This window comes from Aquimarina macrocephali (assembly GCF_051627225.1).
GTDB lineage: Bacteria > Bacteroidota > Bacteroidia > Flavobacteriales > Flavobacteriaceae > Aquimarina > Aquimarina macrocephali.
Window position 1 is genome coordinate 5,828,051 of record NZ_CP151795.1, and the last position, 25,279, is coordinate 5,853,329.

22 protein-coding genes are annotated in these 25,279 nt (G+C 32.9%); 14 read left to right on the plus strand and 8 right to left on the minus strand.

The features are described 5' to 3' along the window. Positions 1-34: 34 nt before the first annotated feature. Entirely contained in the window at positions 35-1,786 is a 1,752-nt protein-coding gene (locus tag AAFU52_RS25575; protein WP_438424355.1) for a helix-turn-helix domain-containing protein, read from the minus strand. A gap of 398 nt (positions 1,787-2,184) precedes the next feature. On the opposite strand from AAFU52_RS25575, the gene AAFU52_RS25580 reads away from it, so the two are divergent. From AAFU52_RS25580 to AAFU52_RS25625, 10 genes are all read left to right on the plus strand, one after another. Continuing rightward, positions 2,185-2,436 (plus strand): hypothetical protein, encoded by a 252-nt coding sequence (locus tag AAFU52_RS25580; protein WP_438424357.1) that lies wholly within the window; start codon positions 2,185-2,187, stop codon positions 2,434-2,436. Between the two features lie 527 nt (positions 2,437-2,963). After that, a complete protein-coding gene (locus tag AAFU52_RS25585) occupies positions 2,964-3,236 on the plus strand; it encodes a hypothetical protein (protein WP_438424360.1) in 273 nt (90 codons plus the stop codon). 110 nt (positions 3,237-3,346) lie between these two features. Then, complete coding sequence (locus AAFU52_RS25590; RefSeq protein WP_438424362.1) at positions 3,347-3,835, plus strand: hypothetical protein; 489 nt, start codon at positions 3,347-3,349, stop codon at positions 3,833-3,835. A gap of 394 nt (positions 3,836-4,229) precedes the next feature. Next, positions 4,230-5,636 (plus strand): hypothetical protein, encoded by a 1,407-nt coding sequence (locus AAFU52_RS25595; RefSeq protein ID WP_438424364.1) that lies wholly within the window; start codon positions 4,230-4,232, stop codon positions 5,634-5,636. Further along, on the plus strand, positions 5,633-6,715 hold the full coding sequence (locus AAFU52_RS25600) for a hypothetical protein (protein WP_438424366.1): 1,083 nt from the start codon (positions 5,633-5,635) through the stop codon (positions 6,713-6,715). Before AAFU52_RS25595 ends, AAFU52_RS25600 begins: the two co-directional genes overlap by 4 nt. 1 nt (position 6,716) lies before the next feature. Beyond that, entirely contained in the window at positions 6,717-7,751 is a 1,035-nt protein-coding gene (locus AAFU52_RS25605) for a hypothetical protein (RefSeq protein ID WP_438424368.1), read from the plus strand. A 2-nt stretch (positions 7,752-7,753) separates the two neighbouring features. Beyond that, entirely contained in the window at positions 7,754-8,209 is a 456-nt protein-coding gene (locus tag AAFU52_RS25610; protein ID WP_438424369.1) for a hypothetical protein, read from the plus strand. Positions 8,210-8,340: 131 nt separating this feature from the next. Next, the gene (locus AAFU52_RS25615) at positions 8,341-9,198 is read left to right on the plus strand and encodes a hypothetical protein (RefSeq protein WP_438424371.1); all 858 of its coding nucleotides are present in this window, start codon (positions 8,341-8,343) and stop codon (positions 9,196-9,198) included. A 165-nt stretch (positions 9,199-9,363) separates the two neighbouring features. Further along, positions 9,364-9,744 carry a hypothetical protein gene (locus tag AAFU52_RS25620; RefSeq protein WP_438424372.1) on the plus strand — a complete coding sequence of 127 codons (381 nt, stop codon included), beginning with the start codon at positions 9,364-9,366 and terminating at the stop codon, positions 9,742-9,744. Positions 9,745-10,206: 462 nt separating this feature from the next. After that, complete coding sequence (locus AAFU52_RS25625) at positions 10,207-11,124, plus strand: sterol desaturase family protein (protein ID WP_438424375.1); 918 nt, start codon at positions 10,207-10,209, stop codon at positions 11,122-11,124. A 63-nt stretch (positions 11,125-11,187) separates the two neighbouring features. Here the strand turns inward: AAFU52_RS25625 and AAFU52_RS25630 are convergent, their stop codons facing one another. After that, positions 11,188-12,033: a DUF5694 domain-containing protein gene (locus tag AAFU52_RS25630; RefSeq protein WP_438424377.1), complete on the minus strand. Its 846-nt coding sequence runs from the start codon at positions 12,031-12,033 to the stop codon at positions 11,188-11,190. A 303-nt stretch (positions 12,034-12,336) separates the two neighbouring features. Between AAFU52_RS25630 and AAFU52_RS25635 the strand changes: the two genes are divergently transcribed. From AAFU52_RS25635 to AAFU52_RS25650, 4 genes are all read left to right on the plus strand, one after another. Further along, positions 12,337-12,465, plus strand: a complete 129-nt coding sequence (locus tag AAFU52_RS25635) for a hypothetical protein (protein ID WP_438424380.1) — start codon at positions 12,337-12,339, stop codon at positions 12,463-12,465. A gap of 196 nt (positions 12,466-12,661) precedes the next feature. Then, the gene (locus tag AAFU52_RS25640; protein ID WP_024770424.1) at positions 12,662-14,866 is read left to right on the plus strand and encodes a peptidase domain-containing ABC transporter; all 2,205 of its coding nucleotides are present in this window, start codon (positions 12,662-12,664) and stop codon (positions 14,864-14,866) included. 75 nt (positions 14,867-14,941) lie between these two features. Continuing rightward, positions 14,942-15,307, plus strand: a complete 366-nt coding sequence (locus tag AAFU52_RS25645) for a four helix bundle protein (protein ID WP_024770425.1) — start codon at positions 14,942-14,944, stop codon at positions 15,305-15,307. A gap of 23 nt (positions 15,308-15,330) precedes the next feature. Continuing rightward, positions 15,331-16,623: an HlyD family secretion protein gene (locus AAFU52_RS25650; protein WP_106791214.1), complete on the plus strand. Its 1,293-nt coding sequence runs from the start codon at positions 15,331-15,333 to the stop codon at positions 16,621-16,623. A gap of 139 nt (positions 16,624-16,762) precedes the next feature. On the opposite strand, the gene AAFU52_RS25655 is transcribed toward AAFU52_RS25650, so the two are convergent. From AAFU52_RS25655 to tilS, 6 genes are all read right to left on the minus strand, one after another. Beyond that, positions 16,763-17,410, minus strand: a complete 648-nt coding sequence (locus AAFU52_RS25655; protein WP_438424383.1) for a DUF4494 domain-containing protein — start codon at positions 17,408-17,410, stop codon at positions 16,763-16,765. 217 nt (positions 17,411-17,627) lie between these two features. Next, entirely contained in the window at positions 17,628-19,499 is a 1,872-nt protein-coding gene (locus tag AAFU52_RS25660; protein WP_438424385.1) for a DUF885 domain-containing protein, read from the minus strand. A gap of 25 nt (positions 19,500-19,524) precedes the next feature. After that, the gene (locus AAFU52_RS25665) at positions 19,525-21,381 is read right to left on the minus strand and encodes a CocE/NonD family hydrolase (protein WP_438424386.1); all 1,857 of its coding nucleotides are present in this window, start codon (positions 21,379-21,381) and stop codon (positions 19,525-19,527) included. 141 nt (positions 21,382-21,522) lie between these two features. Further along, a complete protein-coding gene (locus AAFU52_RS25670) occupies positions 21,523-21,804 on the minus strand; it encodes a hypothetical protein (RefSeq protein ID WP_438424388.1) in 282 nt (93 codons plus the stop codon). A 159-nt stretch (positions 21,805-21,963) separates the two neighbouring features. After that, positions 21,964-23,943, minus strand: a complete 1,980-nt coding sequence (locus AAFU52_RS25675) for a cytochrome c biogenesis protein CcdA (protein ID WP_438424391.1) — start codon at positions 23,941-23,943, stop codon at positions 21,964-21,966. Beyond that, positions 23,943-25,256: a tRNA lysidine(34) synthetase TilS gene (gene tilS / locus AAFU52_RS25680; RefSeq protein WP_024770432.1), complete on the minus strand. Its 1,314-nt coding sequence runs from the start codon at positions 25,254-25,256 to the stop codon at positions 23,943-23,945. The genes AAFU52_RS25675 and tilS overlap by 1 nt, the downstream gene beginning before the upstream one ends. Positions 25,257-25,279 lie beyond the last annotated feature (23 nt).

Consider the following 25,279-nt stretch of genomic DNA (forward strand, 5'->3'; position numbering starts at 1 on the left):
TAACTCGATCGAACACAAACATTTTTTAAACTGCTTATTTACCAATATTCTTAATAAAATACGATGTAGTAATCCCAGTTTTTTTTGTAAATGCTCGAGAAAAAGATTGGACACTACTAAAACCCACTTCCTTACCAATAGATTCAATAGAATATAATCGAAATTTTGGATCAAATTTAAGTTTTTCTATACAATACTCGATTCTAAGATCATTTACATAATTAGCAAAATTCTTTTTCTTATAGACATTAATTACTTTAGAAAAGTAGGTAGAGTTTGTTTTAAGTTTTTTGGCCACAGAGCTCATTTTTATATTTGGATTTAAAAACTCATTGTTTTGTTCAAATATTTCTAATTTTTTGAGAATCTCTTTTATAATTTCATCTGGAAGGTCTAGTTCTTGTTTTGAAGGATCTTCTGTCTCTTCTCGTTTAAGTTGTTCTATATTTCTTTTATTATCACCATTTATAAGTTGAATAAATCTTTTTTTATATAATTTTTGTTTTCTATAATAATTCCATACAATTATTATTAAGACTATAGTAACACCTATTAAAATAAATACACTTCTATTAGAGATTTTTTTTTGTTGTTCTAACTTATCAATAATTACATTACGTTCATTGATAAGTAAAGCCGTATCATATTTTGTGATAATATCAGATTTTACATTCTTGTTTTTTGCATAATAGATGCTATCAAAAATGATCAACTTACTCATCATCTTCAATTGATTTTGAGTATCATCTAAATCCTTATAATGATCTATTAAAATTTCATACGCTATTCTTTTTTCGTCGGTATAATTTTCAGCAGTGATTATGGTATCTGCTTTTTTTAGATAATAAATAGTTTTATCATTTTGCCCCAATTTTTGTAATGCTCTCGCTGTTTGTATATAACAATAAGCTTCATTCGGATTATATCTTTCGGCATCTTGAATTCGTTGAGATACTTTATACAAGGTGTCTAGCGATTTCTGATAATCTTTTAGCATGTAATTATTAATTCCATCTAGCAACAAAAAACCGGTATACTTATATTTATCTTTACGTTTAAAAGTTTTATACAAACCTTTTTTGACATAAATAGAGGCTGAATCTGGTAAATCCATCCTGTGATAAGAATCTGCTATAGCAAATAAGGTAGTAATATGACTTTTTGAATACTTATCAAGTGTATCCTGAGTTTTTATAAAATTTAAATTCTTTTTAAACTCAAATAAAGCTTCTCCTGTGGCATCAATTGCTTTTTTTAAGAGCCCAATATTATGTCTTATCGCAATTTGATGGCGAATATTATTATTTTGATTAGCATACTCTTGCGCAATTAAATAATTCTCTAAAGCTTTGGTATAATTTTCCTTATCATAAAAACATACACCTTTATTTAAATAACCTACTCCAGGGTACTTGATATGCTTTATATTTTTGGAAACCATGATTAAACTATCTAAATAGTTTATTTCTATATGACTAGGGCATATTTTTGATGTAAAATAATATCCATCCGCCATTTTAATACTGTCATTTTCATTTTTGGCCTTTTTCAAATAGCTTTTAGCGTAGATTTTTGATAAAATAGAATCTAATTTATGTTCAATAAAAGAAGATTCTAATTGCTCATATGTTTTTAGAAGTAGAGTGTCAGAAGTCTTTTCTTTTTGTAAATATTCAGGTATAGTTTTATCGATATCTGTTTGTGAATAGACAAAAATCGGTGTAAAGCTGAGTAAAACAAATACCCAAGTGAACAGTATTTTTATTTCTGATTTTCTTTTTGTCATAAAAAATAGACTTAATACTTCAGTGATATATTCAAGCTAACGAACTTGTAATGAAGGAAATTTTACAAACCTCATTTTTATTTTAGATTAAAAAATAATTCATAACAAATATATAGATCAAAAATATCATACTTCACTCTTAATCAATTCTTTTTTAATCTTTTTCAAATTTGATTCTTAGCTGTTTACAATGAGCTAACATAAATGTTTGGAAATTTTAAGTTTCCATTAGTTTGAAAAACTACCTTCTTTTAAATATCCTTATGTGTGCTTGTATTGACGATTTTACTATTTCCAATTTATAAATTGGATGCTGCCAATTTATAAATTGGAAATACCTTCTCTTGGATGTTAGTAATAACTGCCCTTAAATTTACCCTAAATAAAAAACAACCAACATGGAGTATTTAGAATATAACAGTAAGCACAAGTTCATGTCCGATGTCTTAAAAATGTTACACCTTAAAATGGATACTTTTATGTATAACCTGGCACATCACACCCCTTATGAGATGGTATTGTATAATTGGATTGATAAACTATACAGTAAAGGAACCTCTATAGAGGATGCCATACAATTGATTTATAAAGCACGTAATATATTATTGCTTAACCCCAAAAATGGTTTGTGTAGTACCCCAACCTCCTAAGTTTACCAAAGGATTAATCCAGAACTTTTCTACTTATGCTTACTTACTATAATAATTTAAACCATGACCAAAAAAAACGTACGGATAGCAAAATTGCATTATGGAGTAATAGTCCTATAAGTATGGTTAGAAAAGTACTGTCTAAAATGAATCCCCCAATAACCATTGTAGATGATGAAATAGCCCTGCACGCAAATACCCTAAACCGAATCGAGAAAAATATACGTAAATCACCCCATAATTGTAATGAATAATGAAAAGAGTACAGAATCAGAAGATGAGGATACCAAAAAAAGATTAAATAATAATATATACCATGGTAAAAAAGGGAAAGCAGGAGTAATTTATATATCTAAACATAGTTGAGTTTGTGTAAATATCCTTTTTTCTATTGCTCCTGCATCCTTTTTAAAATGTAAAAGCAGGAATAAAATCAGAGTTCGGGTGTCGGAAGTTGTCCTTGAATTCTTTGGACTTCGGACTTCAGACATCATCAGGAATTAGCAAAAATAAAGGGAAAACAAGTTATGAATATTATTATCAAACAGATTGAACTTATAGAGCGAGTTGATCAACTCATTCGCTTGCAAGCTACAGGAACACCAGAAGATCTTGCCTATCGATTAGGGATCTCAAAAACCAAATTGTATCGTATTATTAATACTATGAAAACCTTAAACGCTCCTATAGAATATGATATTACCATACAGAGTTTTGTCTATGCAGAAGCAGTAGGGTTTACATTCGGGTTCTATTCAAGACATCAAAAACATAAGGGGTTACATCCTTTTGTGAGCTAGTGATAAAAAAATAAAAACAGTTGGGAGTCAGAAGTCAATCACGCCTCAAACCTTGGACTTAAGACATCAGACCTCGGACTTCAAACAACAAAACATAAAAAAACAAACCCATGAAAGAAAATAACAGAATCAGCAAAGTACTTACCAAGGATGAAACAGAGGCCATACAGCAAGGTATAACTACGGTAAAAGGAGCACTGGGCTTTTTACAAAACCTAACCCCTAATGAGCGTAAAAACCTCCCCAAGATCAATAGTGCCAATAAGATTTTTGCAGAAGATAGTATTCATATTTTAGAAGGCAAACCCAAATGGATACCCGAAGCCCTTACCGCAGAAGAAGCTCGTAAAGACCTAAAACTTTTTGAGCAGTTAGACCCCGTAATCCTGGAACTCGAAAGCTTGCTGCGCCAGATGAAAGATACCCAGATGATTGTAGGTAGCGAAGTATATCGAGTCGCCCTATCGGTATATAGCCTAGCAGATGCTGCTCGCAAAATGCCGATGGAAGGTGCTCAAAGTGCTCACGAATTATTAAAAACCCGATTCACTCAGAGTGTTAACCAGGGAACTACTAATGAGAGCAATACTACCTCATAAAAAATAGGTATACCTACAAAAAGGATTAACCCCATACCAAAAAACATAGGCCGTAGTACAAAATAGATGAGTTAGCCAACAAAATCGGTACGATCGCTTGGTAACGAAGTGGGGGGCTCTACCGGAGCAAGTGGGTAGACTGACAACTTTGCCCGGTGCTCCCAGCTTTGAAGTACCCTAACTGACAAACTTACGGGGTTCTTTAACAAATAGAGTACCTCAGGGTACTTATCAAGTGGGAGGGGGTACTTATATAAGTGGGGTAGGTGAAATGTAAAATGAAAAACTAAAAATGTAAAAGTGAAAAGTTGAATATCTAAATGCAAAATGTAAAATATCGAATGTGTATCAGCCTTAAAAAAAGAAACTGTAAAGAAAGCAGTATTGCAATTAGATGAAACTAGGTTTATGTAATAATAGCGTGATTTTAAGTGATTTAAAAATAATAATGCCCCTTTTGATGTTCGGTGCTATTCAGGCTATGGTTGCTCAGACAGGCCTGTCTGAAATAGCACCCAAAACTCCACAAGCCTATAGTTTTCAAACTCAGGGATCACAGAGTTTTATGCAAATCTCCTCATATAAAACGATGGACTTAGTTCAAAATTTATCATCTGATCCACATACAAGGCAACAGCAGCAAAATCAGATGCTAATGGTGGAGGTAGAAAAGCATCAAAGACAAGAGGCAGAACGACAAAAGAGAATTCGAACTTTAATTAATGAAGCTGTTAGCCAGTTTTATTCGCCTTACAGTTTACCATCACATAGCCATAAAAAAGGAGCTTTATATTATCGAAAAGCGTTTGATAAATTGCAGCAGATGGATAAAACCTACTATTCTGTAAAACAAGCTGTATTTATCGTGGAAAATGCGTTTTATGAAGGAAAACAAGATGATCAGGAATTTGAAAAGATCATCAAACAAACAGGGGATTTTATTAGAGAAAAAATGATCGATTTTGGTTATGACACCCTTAGTAATATTGCTAAGAACCTTATCCTTTTTCAGTTCTTTTCAGATACATTACAAGTCAAACCTAAAGGATTAAAACACTTACCTATAGCTTATGATTTTGAAGATTATAAAGGACAAAAAGATTGGTCTAAAATGTTTGTCACTAAACTTCTAAATTCGGGAACAGGGCAATGTCATTCCCTCCCCTTATTATATCTCATCCTGGCTGAAGAAATTGGAGCGGTTGCACATCTTGCTAAAGCTCCCAACCACATCTATATCAAATTTCCAGATGATACAAATAGGAAGTGGTATAATGTTGAACTTACCAGTAATATACTTACTACAAATGCCCATATTTTACAGTCGGGTTATATTAAAGCCGAAGCCATCCAAAATAAAATATTTATGCACCCATTGAGTAAGCAGCAATTATTTGCTCAAATGCTGATAGATTTAGCTATGGGATATGAGCATAGATTTGGAAATGACGCATTCACAAATCAATTGATTTATGAAGCGTTACAACTAGATCCTACCAATATTTCGGCCCATCTGAATCAGGCTAATTATTACGATGAAATGGTGCATCATGTCCTGAATCAATTAGGCATTACTGAAGAAAATATAAACACAGAATTACCTAAACATCCTGAAGCCCTAGCCCTGGTACAAACCATGATAAAGTCACATAAAGCAATTGATGCACTTGGATATAAAGACATGCCTGATGCACAATATCGGCAATGGTTAAAAAGCATGGATCAGGAAAAAGATAAGAAAGAGCAAGCCGATATGAAAAATCAATTGAAGAAAATGACCAAACCCATACAAAAATTATGAAGAAAATCACTTTCATTCTGGTTTTTATAACCATTACCAGTGCAGTTGCACAAGATAGAGAAACGCTCTATCTGAAAGCATTGACCACTCTAACAGAAATGTTGAAAGATTCGACCAAACTCAGTTTTAGAAATGCGGTAATGACTGTAGAAAATGCGTATCTGCATGGTACATTGGATACGCTTGCATTTAATGATGAAATAATACGCTTATCTACATTTGCAGATGTCGTCTATAAAAACAGAACGCTTACCTATCTGGGAAGAGATAGTTTGAAGGTCAAAAAAACAGCAATCATCTTTTCGGTCATGACTGATACTATTCCTTTTTATTCAAACACCAATGGTGATTTGCATCAACACATCCCCTACCGTTACGATTTTGAAGATATCTGGGGTAGAAAGAATTGGGAAAACATGTTTGTCTCCAAATTGCTACAAACGGGTAAGGGTAATTGTCACTCCATACCTTACCTCTATAAGATTCTAGCTGAAGAAATGGGAACTGAAGCACATCTGGCACTTGCACCAAATCATGTCTATATCAAACACAAGAACATGCTGGACGGCTGGTATAATACAGAACTTACTTCAGGCATTTTCCCTAATGATGCGTGGCTCATGGCATCGGGATATATCCACTTAGATGCGATTGCTAACAAATTATACATGGAGGCTCTGGATGATAAACAAAGTATTGTCATGTGCATCATTGATCTGGCTGAAGGGTATAACAGGGCATTTCCAGTAAATGATGGGAGTTTCCCTTTAGTAGCTTGTGAAATAGCTTTGGATTATTACCCAAATTATATTAATGGTCGAATATTGCGAGCCGAGACAATGAAAAAAATGTTTGAACAAGGAGTTGAAAATGAATATGGGAACATGACTGAAAATCTTTATAAAGATGAAGGGTTTAAGAATATGTTTCTGATGATGCAAAATGAGTATGTATCAATTCATCAGGCAGGTTATCGTCGAATGCCAGAAGAAATGTACTTGAATTGGCTCACGTCATTCAATGATGAACGAGAAAAATATCTAAATAAGGAAATTACTAACCGAAATAAATCACACTAAAATGAACAAATTAGGGCTAACATTTTTGTTATTGTTATGCTGTAGCATAATATATGCACAGAATCCTTTCGAAGATTATGGCTATGAACCCAAAATTGGTACATTAAGTCAGGGTAAATACATTGAGCATTTTGATAATGACAGTCTTGTACGTATAGGTAGTGTAATATTAGATACTTATACCAATAAAATAACTAAATTTGTGATAGAGGAGACAATTTTCACGGAAGCTGGAGCCGAACCAACTGTGATGAGCAGATGGTGGCAACAAGACCCTTTATCTGATGAATTTCCAAGTTGGTCGCCTTACAGTTTTACATTTAACAATCCTATGAAGTACACAGATCCTACAGGTATGGCTCCTGTTGATATTTTTGAATTAAATGCGGATACTGGACAAATAGAAATGATTCAAAAAACAGATGATAATTTTGATACTCTGAAAGATGAAGATGGTAACACTATATCAGAGAAAGTTGATAAAGGTTTATTGAGTGATGGTCAAAATATTATGAAAGATGGATTGGAAACTAGTAATGTGAAAGGGGGAATGCGATTAGCAGTGGATATTTCTATGCACACAAAAGACGAGGTAGGAGGAGTTGTGTTTACTGATGGTTCTGGCGATAAAATGTTGAATGTACTTCCTTATACTCATACCACATCAAAAACAGACGCTAATGGAAAAGTGACCTCTATGGCCGGAGGGTTTAGCTTTAAAATCCCAGCAGAATGGACATCATCAGATGGCAGTTTCACTGGAAGTCCGACAAGTGCTTTTCATACTCATCCTGGACATCCTAATGCAGGAAAAGCTATTATTGGAAGCCCACAACCATCTGGTGATGACCTGAGACTTGCAGATAGGAATGCCTCAGCTAATCGAGGAAATGCAGCTTTCAATAACATGAAATATTATATTTTCGGCGCAAAGAACATTACAAGAAACGGAAACACTTCTAATACAACAAGTTATAAAACTTTAGGACGATGGAGGGTTTTATCAAAGGGAACAAATGAGTTACTAAAAAAATAACTATGAAAAATTTAAAGATTGTTATTGTATTTATCTTGGCTATTAACCTTAATTCTTGTTATGCCCAAAATGACGAGTCTAAAAAGGCGGTAAAAGAGCTATTAGAATCTATATATGAAAATGACAGCATGTCATCAATTACATATAGTAAAACACCATATTTTCATTGTAAATTAAAAAATATCTCAAAAGAAGAACTCCTTTTTGCTGAAGTCATTTTAGTCTCAGAATCATCACAAAATTTTTGCTATACATTAGATATTAATGGTATTACAGCTTATGTTTATATAGAAAACTGTAATGCTAAACCTAGCAAGTCTGATCCTTTTTTCACGATTCATGCAAATTTTCGATCATTTATGGTAGACAGTATTGAGGATAATTTTATTTTCTATGAACTAAAAAGATACCCGAACATTCATAACAAAGGAGAATTAGATGACAGTTTTAAATTATAACAAGCAGATATATTTATTTTGATGAATACTTGTTTATTTCCTGCACAATTCAATCTGCATATTTAGTCTCAATTTTTACGAGTATTCTTAAAATCGATTGGATACAGATATCCATCTAAAAAATATACCAAATGAAAATAGTATTAAGGTTATTCATCTTAACCATTGTACTGACAAGTTGTAAATCAGATTTTGAAAAAAAACATAAGGATTATAAACTTATTAAGGAAGAAGGTGTATTTGTTGAAGTATTTGATTCTACAAATGTTAAACTTACTAGATATACAGATAACAATAATGTTTATAGAAAAAATTTAGAGTTCATATATTCTTACGAACATATTACAAAAAATAATAGCAAATACTATTTTAAAGAAGATCCATCAATAGACGGATGGAAGCATTCTTGGAAGTTTGTTTCTACCGACTCAATAGATGAAAACACCATTCTAGAAGTTAAGATCAGCATAAATGAAGGGCTTGAACCTATGATACAATATGAACCAGATTATAATCAAACAGTAGCTCAATATAGCTACTTAACAAAGGATGAATTATCAGCTTTTAACTCAATTTCGGGTATTATAGAAAATGAAAAAAACGTATGGATGCATCCACCAAGGGATAAATATTTTAGGATTCTTGAGTTAAATCCATTTCCGTACATACAAACTCCTTTTGAAGTCGGGAATAAATGGAATTGGTCATTAAAAATAGGTAGTAATTGGGGTGATAAAAGGTGGTTAGCATGGGAAGGAGGAATTGAAAATAAGTATGTTTATGAAATAACGGGTAAAAAGAAAATAAATACGCCTTTTGGTAAATTAGAGTGTTATACTATTGATGCCACAGCAACAAGTAGGCTAGGTGAAACCAAATTAACCGCTCTATTTAATATTGAATATGGTTTTATTGAATTATTTTATACAAATATTGATGGAAGTAAGACTAAATTAAAACTTGATAAAGTAATAAAAAAAGAAAATTAAAGATGAAATAACCTATTCGTTTTAGCAAAAAATCAAAACCATAACATAATTCTAGTTTTTTTTTTAGAAAATTTTTCTCAGTTCCGAAAAACGAAACTGGCTTCTTGTAATATTGTAAGTAGAATATCACTTTTTAATAACCCAATACAATACCAGCTTATAAAAATGAAAAAAATAATATTCTTATTAGTTCTAGCTCTGGTACTTTCCTGTAAACAGCAAAAAAAGGAAGTCAAAACTGAAATCACTGCCAAAGAGCTTACTGTTGAAGAGAAAGCCCAATACTCTACTTTGAAAAATGAAGCTTGGAAACTCTACGAGTCCAAGGATTATCTACAATCTGCTAAGAAATATTCAGAAGCTTTTGGGGTAAGTGGATACCATGGAAATACATCAGATATGTATAATGCTGCTTGCTCTTGGGCGTTGATCAAAGAAGTAGACTCTGCATTTGTACACCTATTGCGAATTGCCGAGAGAGGAGATTACACCAATTACAACCACATTACCACAGATAGTGTAAAACACCACATTAAAGTAACGTGAGTTCGATATAACTTTTAAGCTAATCAGAAGCCATCAAATTGAGTGGTTTTCCTAGTGAAGCGGGTAAAAATTGTATCGCCCCTTCGACGAAGCTCAAAATGACAAGGCTTTTGATGAAAAACCACATCTCCCCCTATTCTTCTTACTATGAATTCATCCCCTAAACATCCTAAAAAAAACAAGGGAAAACACCTATTGTTTTTAGTAGGGGTATATATTACTTTTAAAGTACTACAATTACATCCCAGAAGATAGTGATGCAATAGAATCCCAATAAGAAAACGAAATCAACACTATCACAGATACATTGATTGAATAAGAGTCTAATGCAACATTCTTATACCTCCCAATCAATACTTTGCCTTATAAAAACAAAAGCACATAGATACCTCAATGTGACTACTTGAAAAAGGAAGTTGTACCCCCCTATTTATATTTTAATTGTTATCAAAAATTAATGCTATGAAAAAGTTAAGTATACAAACGTTCTTTGATTATCTCTCTGATGTTGAATTTTACATAAAAATCACACTTGCTTGTGTGTTATTTCAATGGATATTTGTTCACCTATTCGAGGGGTTTCAACTTACGTTAATTTCTAAGATTCTTATATATTGGGGAGTAAATCTATCATCATATTATATCATAGTTTTTTTGATAGAAAAGGTAATTAAGAAAAACCGTAAGCTCACTAAAAAGCTAAATACCAGAGTGACCAAGGTAAAAAGTCAGCCTTATAAACATCCATCAATCAAACTTTTTTTTCTATCTCTTTTTCAAAACCTTATGATTTCTAGTGGGGTAATTATCATACTTAGAGAGGTACATCGGGAGGTTAATTTTGTCGAAAACTGTGGATGGTTTCTCTTAAGTATTATTGTTACAGATTTTGCTTTTTTTGCTCATCATTATTGGTTTTTACACAATAAGAAGTTTCCGAAATTGTTCAAAATCCATGGTAAACATCATCGATATAGGGATACATCGGGTTTTGTGACTGCGTATAAGAATTTTGCAGATCAGGTTATCAATTTTGTTTTTGCAGATATGGTGGTTCTTATTCTATTTGGTTTTGATTTTCATCAATTACTTGCCTGGACAGTGGTTATCAATTTATTTAACATAGAAGGGCATAGCGCCGTATCCATATTTTTTATAGGTTCTGATTTTCATGACAGACACCATACCAATTATAGAGGTAACTATGGTATACAAGGGCTTTGGGATAAGATTTTTGGTACGTTTATAAGCAAAACAAGAAAGACGGGGATTTTCTTTCCTGCTAATACAATAGGGCAATACTTTATAAAAAAGAACGAAAAGCATATCAACATTACAAAAAAGCAAAAAGCTTATATCGGCGATATGTATAAGAGTTGAACCTATTTTTTAAACGCAATAGCCTGGATTATGAATCCAGGTTATTAGGTATTGGCAACTATTTTATAAACTATCAAATTCTATAAAATCATATTCTGGTGAGCTTTCTAGTAGATGTCTTAAAACTGCTGCATGACCGTTCCCAATGAGTACCAGAATTCTATCCTCACTATTTTCTGTGACTTTTTGTAATTTTCTAAAGATTCTTACATTTCTATTATACCACCAGAAAGATAAAATGTCGGCGCCTCTTTCGTTATCCAACTTAAAATCTCCAACAAGATAGGCTCCGTATCCGTATAAATGAGATTCTCTAGAGTTTAAATGCTTGAAATAGTCTACTAAATTAATTTTTGGGATGATCTCAGTTTCTCCTTTATACCAATCAAGAGTCATTTTTCTGTAGGGATCATCATTTTGAAAGTCAAAATCTTTATACAGTTTATTAGTGTAAATAGAATCTAACTTCTCTATATCGTCGCTCATAGAATTTGCATCAATAGCATATAGCGTGTCTAATTTTAGTTCATTTGCAATACGCATCCCTATTTGAAAACGTTCATCTCTTTGGTCTCTATATGCTCCATCTTTATATTTTTTTAGTTTTCCTGTAGCATTCCATTTTGGTGTAGCCTCTATTGCTATTTTATTGGGTTTAAATTTCTTAATATAATTTACAAGCTCATTAACCTCTGATTTCTTAGGCTCTATTAATACATCTATTTGATTTTCTGGTATTACTTTAGCCACATCTAATCCTGGATAATTAAAATGAAAAGTACCTACAATTAGAACTTTTGCTTTTTCTTTTGGAAAATATTCTGATGCTTTTTTAATTCTTTTCGTCTCATTTTCTGAAGAACAGGATAGTATAATAATTAAAAAAGACAATAAAGTAAGATGTTTCATCTGTTTATTTGTTTTTATCGGTCAGATGGAATTTGCCTATAATCATTTCGGTTGGTATTAACCGTCTTATTATGACTCATTTCATAAGATCATATTTGATTTATATAGGGTAAGAACAAATTACTTTTAAGAATGTTACACTATTTGGCATAAAGGTTTACCGATGGTCTTACATTAAATAGACATGAGAAGCTTTGATAGCGCAGATTTGCAATCCGTGTGATGCAACAAAAGATTAAAATAGTCACGTATGAGTTGACTGTTTTCTTATTCTAACGTATAAAAAATACTCAGTCTCGAAAAATGAAACTGGTATGTCTTATTCTTGTAGCAGATGTAGATGATACATCACAGGCTGTTGTTTTTGATTTATTTTTAAGTTTTATAGACACAGATTACAAATCGGTATTATCAGGTTTGCGTGAAGGATAGTAGCGGCATCCTTTTTTGTATTTGCTCCTTTTTTTTGCTTTAGCAATATATCTAAGGAATAATAAAAAAGATATAGCAAATAGCCTGACCCCATAGGGTCACGCCCTAAAACACGGTATTAGTATTATAGAAAAGAATTACTTTACTTTGTAGATAGATACATTACACAAAAATCAATTTAATTTAAAAAAGCTTAATGCCTAAATTTCCATTTTACAAACAAGCAGAGTCGAAAGATTGTGGGCCTACTTGTATTAAGATTATCGCAAAACATTATGGAAGAGTTCTCAATACTCAAAAACTTAGATCATTAAGTGAAACCACCAGAGAAGGAAGTTCTCTTCTGGGGCTAAGTGATGCCGTAGAGGAAATAGGCTTTAGATCTCTGGGGGTAAAACTTTCTTTAAACAAATTAGACGAGGTACCTCTACCCTGTATCGTACACTGGAACAAAGTACATTATGTAGTTCTCTATAAAGTCAAAACTTCGCGTAAAGGTGAAATGACCTTGTATGTCTCTGATCCTGCTCATGGATTGATTACCTATACAAAAGAGGAATTTATTAAAGCATGGATTGGTAATAACGCCGATGAAACTACAGAAGAAGGTGTCGCTCTACTAGTGGAGCCTACTCCTAAATTTTATAATGATAATCTGGATGAAGAGGATCAAAAATTTGGGTTTAAGTTTATATCCAAATATGTATTTAAATACAAAGCCTTTCTTTTTCAGCTGGCATTAGGTCTAGGTGCGGGAAGTTTATTACAACTTATTACTCCGTTTTTAACACAAAGTATAGTAGATGTCGGGATCAAAAATCAAGATCTTAATTTTATATACCTTGTATTGATCGCAATGCTTTCTCTGTTTATTGGTAGAACATTAATCGATGTTTTAAGAAGTTGGATTTTACTTCATCTTAGTACACGTATTAATATATCGCTGATATCAGATTTCTTTATTAAACTCATGAATCTGCCTATCTCCTATTTTGATGTAAAAATGACGGGGGATCTTTTACAAAGAATTAATGATCACAAGCGAATCGAGCAGATACTAACCATGTCTTCTTTAAACGTGCTATTCTCAATGGTAAATCTCATTGTGTTTAGTATCGTCCTGATCTATTATAGCGTTCCTATTTTTGGTATTTTTGCCATAGGAAGTACGTTCTATTTTGCCTGGATACTTGTGTTCTTCAAAAAACGTAAAAAACTAGATTATAAACGCTTTTCGCAGATTAGTGAGGAACAAAGTAAGGTTATTGAACTGGTAAATGGTATGCAGGAAATAAAACTGCATAATGCTGAAAAAAGAAAACGATGGAACTGGGAGTTTGTACAGGCAAAACTGTTTAGAATATCTATAGAGAGCCTGGCTCTGGAGCAGTACCAAAGTGTAGGATCTTCTTTTATTAATGAACTAAAAAATATCCTGATTACGGTTTTCTCTGCAAAACTGGTTATAGATGGTGATATCACATTAGGTATGATGCTGGCGATTACGGCCATAGTAGGACAATTAAATGCACCTATCTCGCAATTAATCAATTTCTTAAGAGAGCTACAGGATGCACAAATTTCTTTAGAACGTCTGGGAGAAATTCATAATAAAGAAGATGAAGAGCACCCAGGAGATGAAAAGATTAGAGATATCTCGGCAAATTCTGGTTTTGAAATCAAGAATCTAAGTTTTAGATACGTTGGAGCCGATAAACCGGTCTTAGAAAACCTCAACCTTTCTATTCCTGCTAATAAAATTACAGCTGTAGTTGGGGTTAGTGGTAGTGGAAAAACAACACTAATGAAGCTCCTTCTTAAGTTTTATGAGCCGGATGAAGGACAGATTTTTATTGGCTCTCATGATTTACATAATGTATCCCAAAAAGCATGGAGAGATCAGTTTGGTGTGGTGATGCAGGAAGGGTATATTTTTAATGATACTATTGCAAATAATATTGCAGTAGGAGAAGATTATCTGGATAAGAAAAAATTAGCACATGCAGTCGATGTTGCTAATATCAAAGAGTTTATCGAATCACTCCCTCTTTCTTATAATACCAAAATAGGGATGGAAGGTGTAGGATTAAGTACCGGACAAAAACAAAGGCTGTTTATAGCTCGGTCGGTTTATAAAAACCCTAAATATTTGTTCTTTGATGAAGCCACTTCTGCTCTTGATGCCAATAACGAAAAGGTAATCATGGAAAAACTGGATACCTTCTTTAAAGACAAAACCGTAATGGTGATAGCGCATCGATTAAGTACTGTAAAAAATGCACATCAGATTGTTGTTTTAGACAAAGGTAAAATTGTAGAAGTAGGAAATCATGAATCTCTAATTAAAGAGAAAGGAAACTATTATCACCTGGTTAAAAATCAACTCGAATTAGGAAAATAATACTTGAATTACGAATTACCAATTACGAATTACCAATTACGAATTACCAATTACGAATTACGAATTAGGAATTAGATGAAAAAAGAAAATGTTGTTCAAACGAAAAGTTATGAATTTGCATTATTATGTATTAAATTATATCAAAAACTGATAAAAGAACAACAAGAATATGTTCTGTCTAAACAAATTCTGAAAAGTGGAACCTCTATAGGTGCAAACATTGAAGAAGCTATAGGAGGGCAAAGCACGAGAGATTTTTTATCAAAAATGGCTATTTCATATAAAGAAACCAGAGAAACACATTATTGGTTAAGATTATTAAGAGATAGTAATTATATAACAGATCAAGAAAGTATACACCTTATTAATAAATGTGAAGAATTACTCAAAATCATTGGTTCTATCCAAAAAACCACTAAACTAAAAATTAGTAATTCTTAATTCATAATTTATAATTAAACACTATGCCAGACACTTTAGACGACATACAATTACGTAGTGAAGAAGTACAGGAAATCCTAACCAGGGTTCCGCATTGGATGATACGATGGGGAAATCTCTTGATTTTGGTATTGGTACTACTGTTATTATTTCTTTCCTGGCTGGTTAAGTATCCCGATGTGATACCTGCAGAAGCGATTATCACTACTCGAATACCACCGCAAAAAGAATATGCTCAAACTAATGGTAAAATTGAGTCTCTATTTGTTAAAGACAATCAAATTGTACCCAAAAACACTCCCCTGGCAATATTAGAAAGCAGTGCTAATTATAAAGATGTGTTTTTGCTTAAATCTATTGTAGATACCATCAAAGTAAATACTAAATCATTTACATTTCCTATTGATGAGTTACCGGTCTTGTTTCTGGGAGATATTGAAACCAGCTATGCAATATTCGAAAACAGTTATTCTGAATATATCCTGAATAAAGAATTACAGCCTTTCTCTAATGAAGCTATTGCAAATCAAACATCCTTATCAGAACTCTACAGACGTCTAGAAAGTCTAAAGGCTCAAAAAAGGCTTGGTAAAGCCGAACTAGAGTTTAAACGAAAAGAGCTTCAGCGTCAAAAAAACCTATTTGAAAAAGGAGTAATCTCTGCACAAGAATTTGAAAGCAAAGAACTTGATTATCTGCGGACCAAACGTAATTATGAAAATAACGACGTACAGCTATCTCAAATTAACGAGAGTATTAGCAATGCTACCAAAACATCAAAAGGTACAGAAATCAATAAGAGAAAAGAAGAAATTAACCTGTTTAAAAAGGTGTTACAATCCTTTGGACAGTTAAAGAAAAGTATTAAAGACTGGGAGTTGCAATATGTACTTAAGTCAGATATTGAAGGACGGGTTTCTTTCCTTAATTTTTGGACAGAAAATCAAACCGTAACCCTAGGAGATCTTGTTTTTATTATTGTTCCTTCAGAATACTCTTCTTACCTGGCAAAAATTAAAGCTCCTTCTCAAAATTCGGGAAAAATAAAAGTGGGACAAACTGCTAATATTAGATTAGAAAATTTTCCTGATGATGAATTTGGAACTCTGAAAGGTAAAGTAAAGCATATATCCCTGTTACCAGATAAAGATGGGTTATATCTTATCGATGTCGAATTGCCCGAAAAACTAATTACTACCTATGACAAAGAAATTCCTTTTAAACAGGAAATGAGAGGTGTTGTAGAAATTGTAACCGAAGATCTTCGACTTATTGAGCGTTTCTTCTATCAATTTAGAACATTGATGGATAAATAAGAGGATGTTTACTCCTTTAAGTAATCCAAGTTCGACATAAGAAAACAACTTGTTCTCGATACATTTTCTTGTCTTTGTAAGCCAAGTAAACACTCGAACTGACGCAGTTTTCTTATGCCAAATTCAGGTTTTAAGTAAACTATACGTCTACCTCTTCTGATGTTTCCTCTTGAGAAGAATTAACCTCTTCTACTACTTCTTCTTCAATAGAATTAACTTCTTCTGAAATTTCCTCTTGAGCAGGGTTAACTTCTTCTAATATTTTTTCCTCAACAACATCGACTTCTTCTGATACTTCCTCTTGAGAAAAATTAACTTTCTCTATCGGTTGAGTCTTTTCAAGTTGCTCTTCCTCGCCTGAGAAATAAGGAAACACATCCATAATCGGAGATTCTGAAATTGCAGGCACTGTATAATCACTAACAGAATCCTTCATCATACTAATAGTATTATCATAGGCTTCTTTTACATCATTAGCCTGTACTAACAAGTACATACTCGACTTTCTTTCTTTACCACTTTCTTCGTCATAAGAAATTAAAGCTACTTTTGATTTAAACCATCGATCAGAATTTTCAAAAGGATGTATCTCGGCAAAATTAGCAATCTTAATATTCGTGATTTTAAATTCTTCACTAATATATGCTGACATTTCTTCGTTGATTCTGGTTTCAGCTTCTGTATAGGACAAAGCATCAACCAAATAAGGTTCTGTAGTAACTTTCTGTACTCCAGAATCATCTAATTTTCTATACTTTACTTTACATTCATACCAAGTAGTGCTCATATCTTTTTTTTTAGGATGGCAAATATATATTTTTAAAAAAACGCTAGCCACCAATACCGATAATAGATATTCACAATTTGAAAATTCTATGTTTTTTTTGATATATCGGTTCTGTTATCTAAACCAAAAACAGTAGACTAAAAAACCTCACAGGCATACTGAAATAAGTTCAGTATATGCCTGTGAGGTCTGATTATTATAATACGTAAATAAAGTACTAAGAACCTACTTCTTCTTTAGTCTTATTTGTGCTTTTACTGGTCACCCATTCTCCTATCAATTCTTCTAATATCGTAAGTGGTACAGCTCCATTGGTTAACACTACATCATGAAATTCTCTAATATCAAATGCATCACCAAGGGTTTTCTTTGCATTTTCGCGTAGTTCAAGAATCTTATTCATTCCTATCTTATATGCTGTAGCCTGACTTGGCATAACAATATGACGTTCTACCATTTTTACGGCATCACTTTCTGCATTAGGAGTATTATCAACATAATATTTAATCCCTTCTTCTCTACTCCATTTTTTGCTATGAATCCCAGTATCTACAACCAATCGGCAAGCTCTCCAAAGCTCCATTGCCAATCTACCAAAATCCGAATACGGATCACTGTACATTCCTATTTCTTTGGGTAGTAGTTCGGTATACAACCCCCAGCCTTCTGTATATGCTGTATATCCACCAAATTTTCTAAACTTCGGGATGTCCTGCAATTCTTGTGCAATAGATCTCTGCATATGATGTCCCGGTATACCTTCATGATATGCCAAAGCTTCCATTTGGTATATTGGCATTGCCGTCATATCATATAAATTGGCATAATATGTCCCTGGTCTTGATCCATCCGGAGTTCCACTTTGATAAAAAGCTTTTCCTGCATTTTTCTCTCTAAAAGGCTCTACTGCTTTTACAATGATATCTGCTTTTGGTTTGGTGATAAAAAGTTCATCCAACCTGGATTTCATCGTATCAATTAATCCAACTGCTTGTTTAAGGTATGCTGCTTTTCCTTCTTCGGTATTTGCTAAATAGAACTTTTTATCATCTTTCATATACTTGAAAAAATCTTGTAATGTTCCTTCGTATTTAACTTGCTTCATGATATCCCGCATCTCACCATGAATACGAGCCACCTCTTTTAATCCAAGTTCATGAATCTGATCTGCAGTCATCGTAGTAGTGGTCGTGCGTTGTAATGCATTATTATAAAACGCATCTCCTTTAGGAAATTTCCAGCAACCATCATCTGTAGTTGCTCTTTGTTGTTGTCCTTCTAGTAATGTGATAAGATTATCATAAGCTGGTTTTACACTGTCTATAAGTCCTTTTTCTGCTTTAGATATCAATTCACTCTGTTCTTCATCAGATAATTTAAGTGTTGAAATTTTACTTTTAAAATCAGCTAATAAAGTACTTTCCTGATTAGATTTATCAAAGGGCTGCCCTACAATAATATTGCGGCTATCATCAAGAACTCTGGCAAACACAAACTTAGGAGGAAGGATTCCGTTCTTTTCTCTGATCTTTATATTTTCTATCGCTTGAGTAAACATTTCACTAATACCATTTAATCTGGAAACATAAGCTTCTGCATCACTCTTATCCTTGATCTTATGCATATTGATAAGAAAAGCAGGAATCCTGGACTGCATTCCAAACATTTGATTTACAGGATAATCATAGAATCTGTATTGAAAGTCTGCAATCTCATCTTCGAGATCCTTTTTCATCAATTTATAGCTTAGAGCAGTTGCATCATTTAATTTAGATACATCTACAGAATCCTTTAAATAGGCAAGGCGTTCTTTTGCTTTTTCTAAATCTTCTGCTTCTTGTTTAGATGAGATATCATCCCATTTACCATAATCGTCTGTTTTAATCCCTAAATACGTTTGCATCATTGGTGATTTGTCAATTTCTTGCTGAAACTGTGCTTCGAACCAATCGTTTAGTTTTTTTGACTGCTCTTCGATGATGTCTTCTTGTGAAGCAACACCCTGTTCTGGTTCTTTTACTTCTTGCTTACAGCTGGTTAATGCCAGAAGAGAAGAAAATAGCAGTACACTGATTTTTACTTTGGTCATGATAGTATATATTAGGGTTTATTAGTTATTTTAAAATCATAACTTCTATTGTAGAATCATGATATACTTTATGTGTTTGCTTGGTAAAATCAGATTCAGTTGCCTTAAAGATATTAGGGACATAGGTCTGTGGGTTTAAATCGATTAAAGGAAACCAGGTACTCTGTACCTGAATCTGTATCTTATGTCCTTTCTTAAACGTATGATGAATGTCCTGCAACTTAATATTTACATCTGTTTTTTGATTAGCAACAAAAGGTTCCGGTTTACTAAAATCATTTCGAAAACGTCCTCTCATTACTTCACTACGCACCATCATATGGTAATTCGCCATTTTTAAATACTCCTGTGTCTCTTCTGTATCTTCTACATCATTGGGATATACATCTATCAATTTTACTGCCCAGTCCGCATCTGTACCTGTTGTAGCTACTTTTAGTTTTGCCAATACTTCTCCCGATAATGTCATATCCTCGGTAAGAACAGGAGTTTCAAAAACTAAAACATCGGGACGACGTGCTGCAAATCGTTGATCGTCTGTCATATATTTTCTTGGCGTAAATACCATTTTAACATCTTCAGAATAAGGAACTGGTTTTTTAGGGTCACTTATAAATTCTGAAGACCCTGCTCCGCTTTTACCAGACAATTCATCATTGGCAGAAAGGTAGAATGTCTTTTTCTCTACATTTGCCGGAGGCCAGCTTTCATAAGAATTCCATTCCTTTTTTCCGGTATCAAAAATTTGAATTTCTGGTAATCCAGTTTTTCCATCTGCATTTCCTTTTAGAAAGTGATTAAAAAAGGTAGTTTCTACATTTTTTTGAAATTTTAAAGAAAGATCATCTCCAAAATATACATTACCTATAGCTTGGCGTTTTTTGGTTCTTGCCCAATCTCCATGACTCCATGGTCCAAAAACCATAATGTTATAATTATCACTTTTCTTTTCGATATTTTCATAAGTCTCGAAAGGGCCATATAAATCTTCGGCATCAAATAAACCTCCCACAGTCATTACTGCTGGCTTAATTTTTTGGTTTTTTAAATGTTGAATTATTCCTCTTTTTTGCCAGAATTCATCATAATTAGGATGTTCTTTTAATTGAGTCCAAAACACATTATCTTCTTTATAGTACTGATCTAAAGTGCTTAAAGGTCCAGCATCCAGGAAGAATTGATATTGATCTTTACTTTTCAGTTCTGGAAAAGTGTACCAACTCTTTGTTGTAGGTTTAGTTTTTTCATACCCAAAAACTGCTGTAGCTCTCCAATAGCTTAACAGATATGCGCCATTATGATGAAAATCATCAAAAAAGAAATCACCAATACATGCTTGCGGCGATACTGCTTTTAAAGCCGGGTGTGCATCTAATAAAGAATACGTCGCATAGAAACCAGGGTATGAGATTCCCCATATTCCTACTTTTTTATTAGTATTCGATACATTCTTTACTAACCAATCTATCGTATCATAGGTATCACTGGCTTCATCAAATTGTTTTCCTTTTTTACCAGGAATATATGCTCTCATATTATCATATACTCCTTCACTCATCCAACGCCCACGTACATCCTGATAGATAATAATATTGCCTTCTTTCATTAAAAATGTATTAGGACCGATTTTAGATTTAAATTCATCCTTACCATATGGTCTCGAACTATACGGAGTTCGATGCATTAAAATTGGGTATTTTTTTGAAGTATCTTTTGGAGCATAAATTGTAGTATGAAGTTTAACTCCATCTCTCATTACAATATCAACTTCTTGTTTTGTATAGTGTTTTTTTACATCATAGGAATCTGCTTCCTGAGAAAACATAATACTTGTGCAAAGAAGCATTATGCTTCTTAAAAGAATAAATCTGACTGATCGCATTGGTTTAAGTTTAGTTTATTGCTGAAGATAAAAAAATGGTATTGCGAGCCAGATAGTTTTAAGGAGATTTTAACAACTTACAATCAATATGGACGTATTGTAACAAGCTCAACCCAATATAGCCAGTCTATAAGAAGTATGTTATTTTTCTATACATGGCTTTCCTGTAACTTTTTCGAATGCTATAACTTTTGCTAAACTGTAATCTCCAAAAAGCATTTTTTTAAGTTCGAATTTTGCTTTCATGTAGTAGTTTTTATCAGACATTTCAAATGGGCTTTCGGGCCATAATTTATCAAAATCTACTTTACTTACATATACCCATTTAATAGTATCATATGGTTCTGCAAGCCATATTCTTTTATTTCTATTTATAGATTCAAAACTATATCTTAAATAATCTTTCTGTTCTATATCAATCATTTTATATTTTATAGAAGAGTCAATTATTATCACTGAATTCGAAGTCAAAAACCGATACCTAAATAATAGAACTAAAAAAACAAGAAAGATTACTCCACAGATACTTATAAAAATATTCATTATTCACCGGTGGTTTTAGTAGTTTTTAATGTAAGAACTTTACTTAGTAAAGTTTTTCAGTCCTGTCTGTAACCATTTAAGGTACTCATTTGTATCTGGAGTATATGCTGCAGTCTTGTTTAGTAAATTCATATCTGCATCTAATAGTACATAGTAAGGTTGTGAGTTATTTTTAAAGTTTAAGGTCTGAAATGTCGCCCACTTATCTCCTACTGTTCTAATCTCTTTAATTCTTCCGTCGGGTTTTAAAAACTTAAATTGGTCGTCTTCTGATAGCTTTTCTCTATCATCAACATATAAAGAAATTAAGACATACTTGTTCTTAAGGATATCAATAATTTCTGGATGACTCCACACCTGCTCTTCCATTTTACGGCAATTCACACAAGCCCAACCTGTAAAATCAAGCATAATGGGTTTATTTTGGGCTTTGGCAGCTTTTACTCCTTCTTCAAAATCGGTATATGCATTAAGTCCTAAGGGTCCGTGAGCTTCTTTTTCATAAATACTATAAAATAATGGTGGAGGAAAACCACTTAGTAATTTTAAGTTCGCATAGGCTGTATTGGTAAGTCCCGGAATTAAATAAATGACAAAAGCTAATGTGATAACGCCTATAGTTTTTCTTCCTTTACTTAGTTTTTGTATCGGGCTATCATGAGGAAAACGTATTTTCCCAAAAAGATACAAGGTTAGTCCCAGACCAATAATAATCCAAATACCAATAAATACTTCTCGTTTTAAAATTCCCCAATGCTCTACAAGATCAGCGTTTGATAAAAATTTAAATGCCAATGCGAGTTCGATAAAGCCCAAAACTACTTTTACTGCATTTAGCCATCCACCACTTTTTGGTAGAGAGTTTAGCCAATTAGGAAATAACGCAAATAATGCAAATGGCAGTGCCAAGGCTAATCCAAAACCTCCCATACCAAAGCTTAGTTGCATTGCTCCTCCATCACTACTTAGAGAACCTCCTAGTAATGATCCCAAAATTGGTCCTGTACACGAGAACGATACCAGCGCCAATGTTAATGCCATAAAGAATATACCTATCACTCCCCCGATACTTGTAGCTTTACTATCTAGTTTGGTACTCCAGGAAGCAGGCAAGGTAATTTCGAAATAACCAAAAAAGGATATCGCAAATACAATAAAAATGACAAAGAAGACAACATTAAGAGTCACATTTGTCGAAATATTATTCAATATCTCTGGATCTAACGAGTCTAACAAATGAAAAGGAAGGCTTAATAAAATATAAATAATGAATATAAAAAATCCATACAAAATAGCATTGAATAATCCTTTTTTACGATCCTTAGCTCCTTTGGTAAAAAAAGAAACTGTAAGAGGTATCATAGGAAATACACAAGGAGTCAATAAAGCTATTAATCCTCCTAAAAATCCTAAAAGGAAAATATTAAAATAGCTTTTCTCCTCTACTTGTTCTGAAGGAAAAACATCTTTGCCTTTTACATCAATATATAATGCTTTGGATTTCTTTTGATCACCTTCTGTAATACTAGACAGGTCTCCTTTATTTTCAATTGCTTCTCCAGAAAGATTGATATCAAATTCTACGGTCTCTGGAGCTAAACATTTCTCATCATCACAAACCGAAAAGAACACTTCTGCTTTAACCTGTTCCAAAGTTTTGTTTACTCGCTTGATTTTTTGAGAAAAAGTCACTTTATCTTCAAAATACTTCACATCCATCTCGAAGATGTTGTCATACTTCTCAATACCTTTAGGCTCTATCGTTTCTCCTATAAGTGTATAACTCTCGGGAGTATTATTATAAGTAAACTCTGTTGGTGTTGGAGCTATCTCATCACTATCTGCTTCATTTTGAGAATACAAATGCCATCCTTTATCAAGAGTAGCTTCAAAATATAAGATATAAGTATCATCAGTTTCTTTCTCTATAGTAGCTTTCCATTTAACAGGATCCAATGTTTGCGAAAAAAGCGTTGTAGAAAATAATATAGTGGTCAGTAATAATAAGAGATATCGCATCAGGCTATTGTAATTTTAAGTATTTGTTTTGTTTGGGGTATTATTTTAAATCTATTATCTGCTCTATAGTTTATAATCCAAATTATTTCTTTTCCAGAACATAATAACCATACTCTTTCTTTGGCGAGTAAAGATAATTTTTCGTCTTTAAAATATTTACTCAATTTCTTTTTCCCTTTCATTCCCAGAGGGTAAAAATAGTCGCCTTCTTTCCATTTTCTTACAGTTAATGGATACTTTAACTTTTCTTTATCAACATAAATGGTCTTAAGGTCTATATCCGAGATTTCGGATGTTACTTTAAATTTAAGTGTTCCCGGAGGGATCATCAACATACTTTCGGCTTCGGGTATATTGTAATTGCGATCTATGATTTTTTCTGATATTGGACTCAATAATAAACATTCTCTATCCTTTACCAAACGATGGGTTCCCGAAAAAATTTGTTTTCCGGATTGACCAGTGATCATATATTCAATATCACTCCAGGCTTTAAAACCATATTCTTTTAACAAAAAATACAAGCTAGCTCTTGGGTTTCCATAATCAATTAATCTATTAATAGGTATTTTAATAGTATCATTTTCTGAAACTTCGAACAACTCTTTTTTAAGTTGAGTTACCTGACTTTTAATAAATTCACTACTTTGTTTTAGATATTCTAAAGTGGTATTAAAACTCTGTAAAAACTGGGGGTTAACAACTTTTAATTCTGGGATCACATCAAGACGCAGTTTATTTCGCAGGTACTTCGTGCTACTATTACTACTATCTTCTCTCCATTGCCAGTCATTTTTTTCTGCATATGCTAAAATCTGCTCTCTCGAAAATGGTAATAGCGGTCGTACAAAAGTTCCATTAATTTCTGGTATACCTGTTAATCCTTCTATTCCGGTACCTCTGGATAGATTTATTAAAAAAGTTTCTAGATTATCATCTGCATGATGCGCGGTAAGAATATAATCAAACTGGTGCTCTAGGGCTAGTTTCTTAAACCAATCGTATCGTAGCTCTCTGGCCGCCATCTGAATTGATAAATTATGATCTACAGCATAGTTTTCTGTATCAAACTGTGTAGTAAAAACTGAGCATTGAAGCTCATCAGACAATTGAGTAACAAAGTTTGCATCATCATTACTTTCTTCTCCTCTTAATTTAAAATTACAATGTGCTATACTATACTGGAGACCTAGTGCATGACAAAGTCTTACAAGTATAACACTATCTAACCCACCACTACATGCGATTAATAATTTGCTTCCCGAAAGAAATGGAAAGTTTATGGCAATATGATCTTTGAACTCCTGTAACAACAGATTTTGGATTAGAGTTTTCG

What these genes read in the sequence shown, in the direction of transcription:
- AAFU52_RS25585 (WP_438424360.1), top strand. Translation starts at nt 2,964, where the DNA reads ATGAATATTATTATCAAACAGATTGAACTTATAGAGCGAGTTGATCAA.
- AAFU52_RS25625 (WP_438424375.1), top strand. Translation starts at nt 10,207, where the DNA reads ATGAAAAAGTTAAGTATACAAACGTTCTTTGATTATCTCTCTGATGTT.
- AAFU52_RS25580 (WP_438424357.1), top strand. Translation starts at nt 2,185, where the DNA reads ATGGAGTATTTAGAATATAACAGTAAGCACAAGTTCATGTCCGATGTC.
- AAFU52_RS25645 (WP_024770425.1), top strand. Translation starts at nt 14,942, where the DNA reads ATGAAAAAAGAAAATGTTGTTCAAACGAAAAGTTATGAATTTGCATTA.
- AAFU52_RS25610 (WP_438424369.1), top strand. Translation starts at nt 7,754, where the DNA reads ATGAAAAATTTAAAGATTGTTATTGTATTTATCTTGGCTATTAACCTT.
- AAFU52_RS25595 (WP_438424364.1), top strand. Translation starts at nt 4,230, where the DNA reads ATGAAACTAGGTTTATGTAATAATAGCGTGATTTTAAGTGATTTAAAA.
- AAFU52_RS25590 (WP_438424362.1), top strand. Translation starts at nt 3,347, where the DNA reads ATGAAAGAAAATAACAGAATCAGCAAAGTACTTACCAAGGATGAAACA.
- AAFU52_RS25670 (WP_438424388.1), bottom strand. Translation starts at nt 21,804, where the DNA reads ATGATTGATATAGAACAGAAAGATTATTTAAGATATAGTTTTGAATCT.
- AAFU52_RS25640 (WP_024770424.1), top strand. Translation starts at nt 12,662, where the DNA reads ATGCCTAAATTTCCATTTTACAAACAAGCAGAGTCGAAAGATTGTGGG.
- AAFU52_RS25575 (WP_438424355.1), bottom strand. Translation starts at nt 1,786, where the DNA reads ATGACAAAAAGAAAATCAGAAATAAAAATACTGTTCACTTGGGTATTT.
- AAFU52_RS25615 (WP_438424371.1), top strand. Translation starts at nt 8,341, where the DNA reads ATGAAAATAGTATTAAGGTTATTCATCTTAACCATTGTACTGACAAGT.
- AAFU52_RS25650 (WP_106791214.1), top strand. Translation starts at nt 15,331, where the DNA reads ATGCCAGACACTTTAGACGACATACAATTACGTAGTGAAGAAGTACAG.
- AAFU52_RS25655 (WP_438424383.1), bottom strand. Translation starts at nt 17,410, where the DNA reads ATGAGCACTACTTGGTATGAATGTAAAGTAAAGTATAGAAAATTAGAT.
- AAFU52_RS25605 (WP_438424368.1), top strand. Translation starts at nt 6,717, where the DNA reads ATGAACAAATTAGGGCTAACATTTTTGTTATTGTTATGCTGTAGCATA.
- AAFU52_RS25675 (WP_438424391.1), bottom strand. Translation starts at nt 23,943, where the DNA reads ATGCGATATCTCTTATTATTACTGACCACTATATTATTTTCTACAACG.
- AAFU52_RS25635 (WP_438424380.1), top strand. Translation starts at nt 12,337, where the DNA reads ATGAAACTGGTATGTCTTATTCTTGTAGCAGATGTAGATGATACATCA.
- AAFU52_RS25630 (WP_438424377.1), bottom strand. Translation starts at nt 12,033, where the DNA reads ATGAAACATCTTACTTTATTGTCTTTTTTAATTATTATACTATCCTGT.
- AAFU52_RS25600 (WP_438424366.1), top strand. Translation starts at nt 5,633, where the DNA reads ATGAAGAAAATCACTTTCATTCTGGTTTTTATAACCATTACCAGTGCA.
- AAFU52_RS25665 (WP_438424386.1), bottom strand. Translation starts at nt 21,381, where the DNA reads ATGCGATCAGTCAGATTTATTCTTTTAAGAAGCATAATGCTTCTTTGC.
- AAFU52_RS25660 (WP_438424385.1), bottom strand. Translation starts at nt 19,499, where the DNA reads ATGACCAAAGTAAAAATCAGTGTACTGCTATTTTCTTCTCTTCTGGCA.
- AAFU52_RS25620 (WP_438424372.1), top strand. Translation starts at nt 9,364, where the DNA reads ATGAAAAAAATAATATTCTTATTAGTTCTAGCTCTGGTACTTTCCTGT.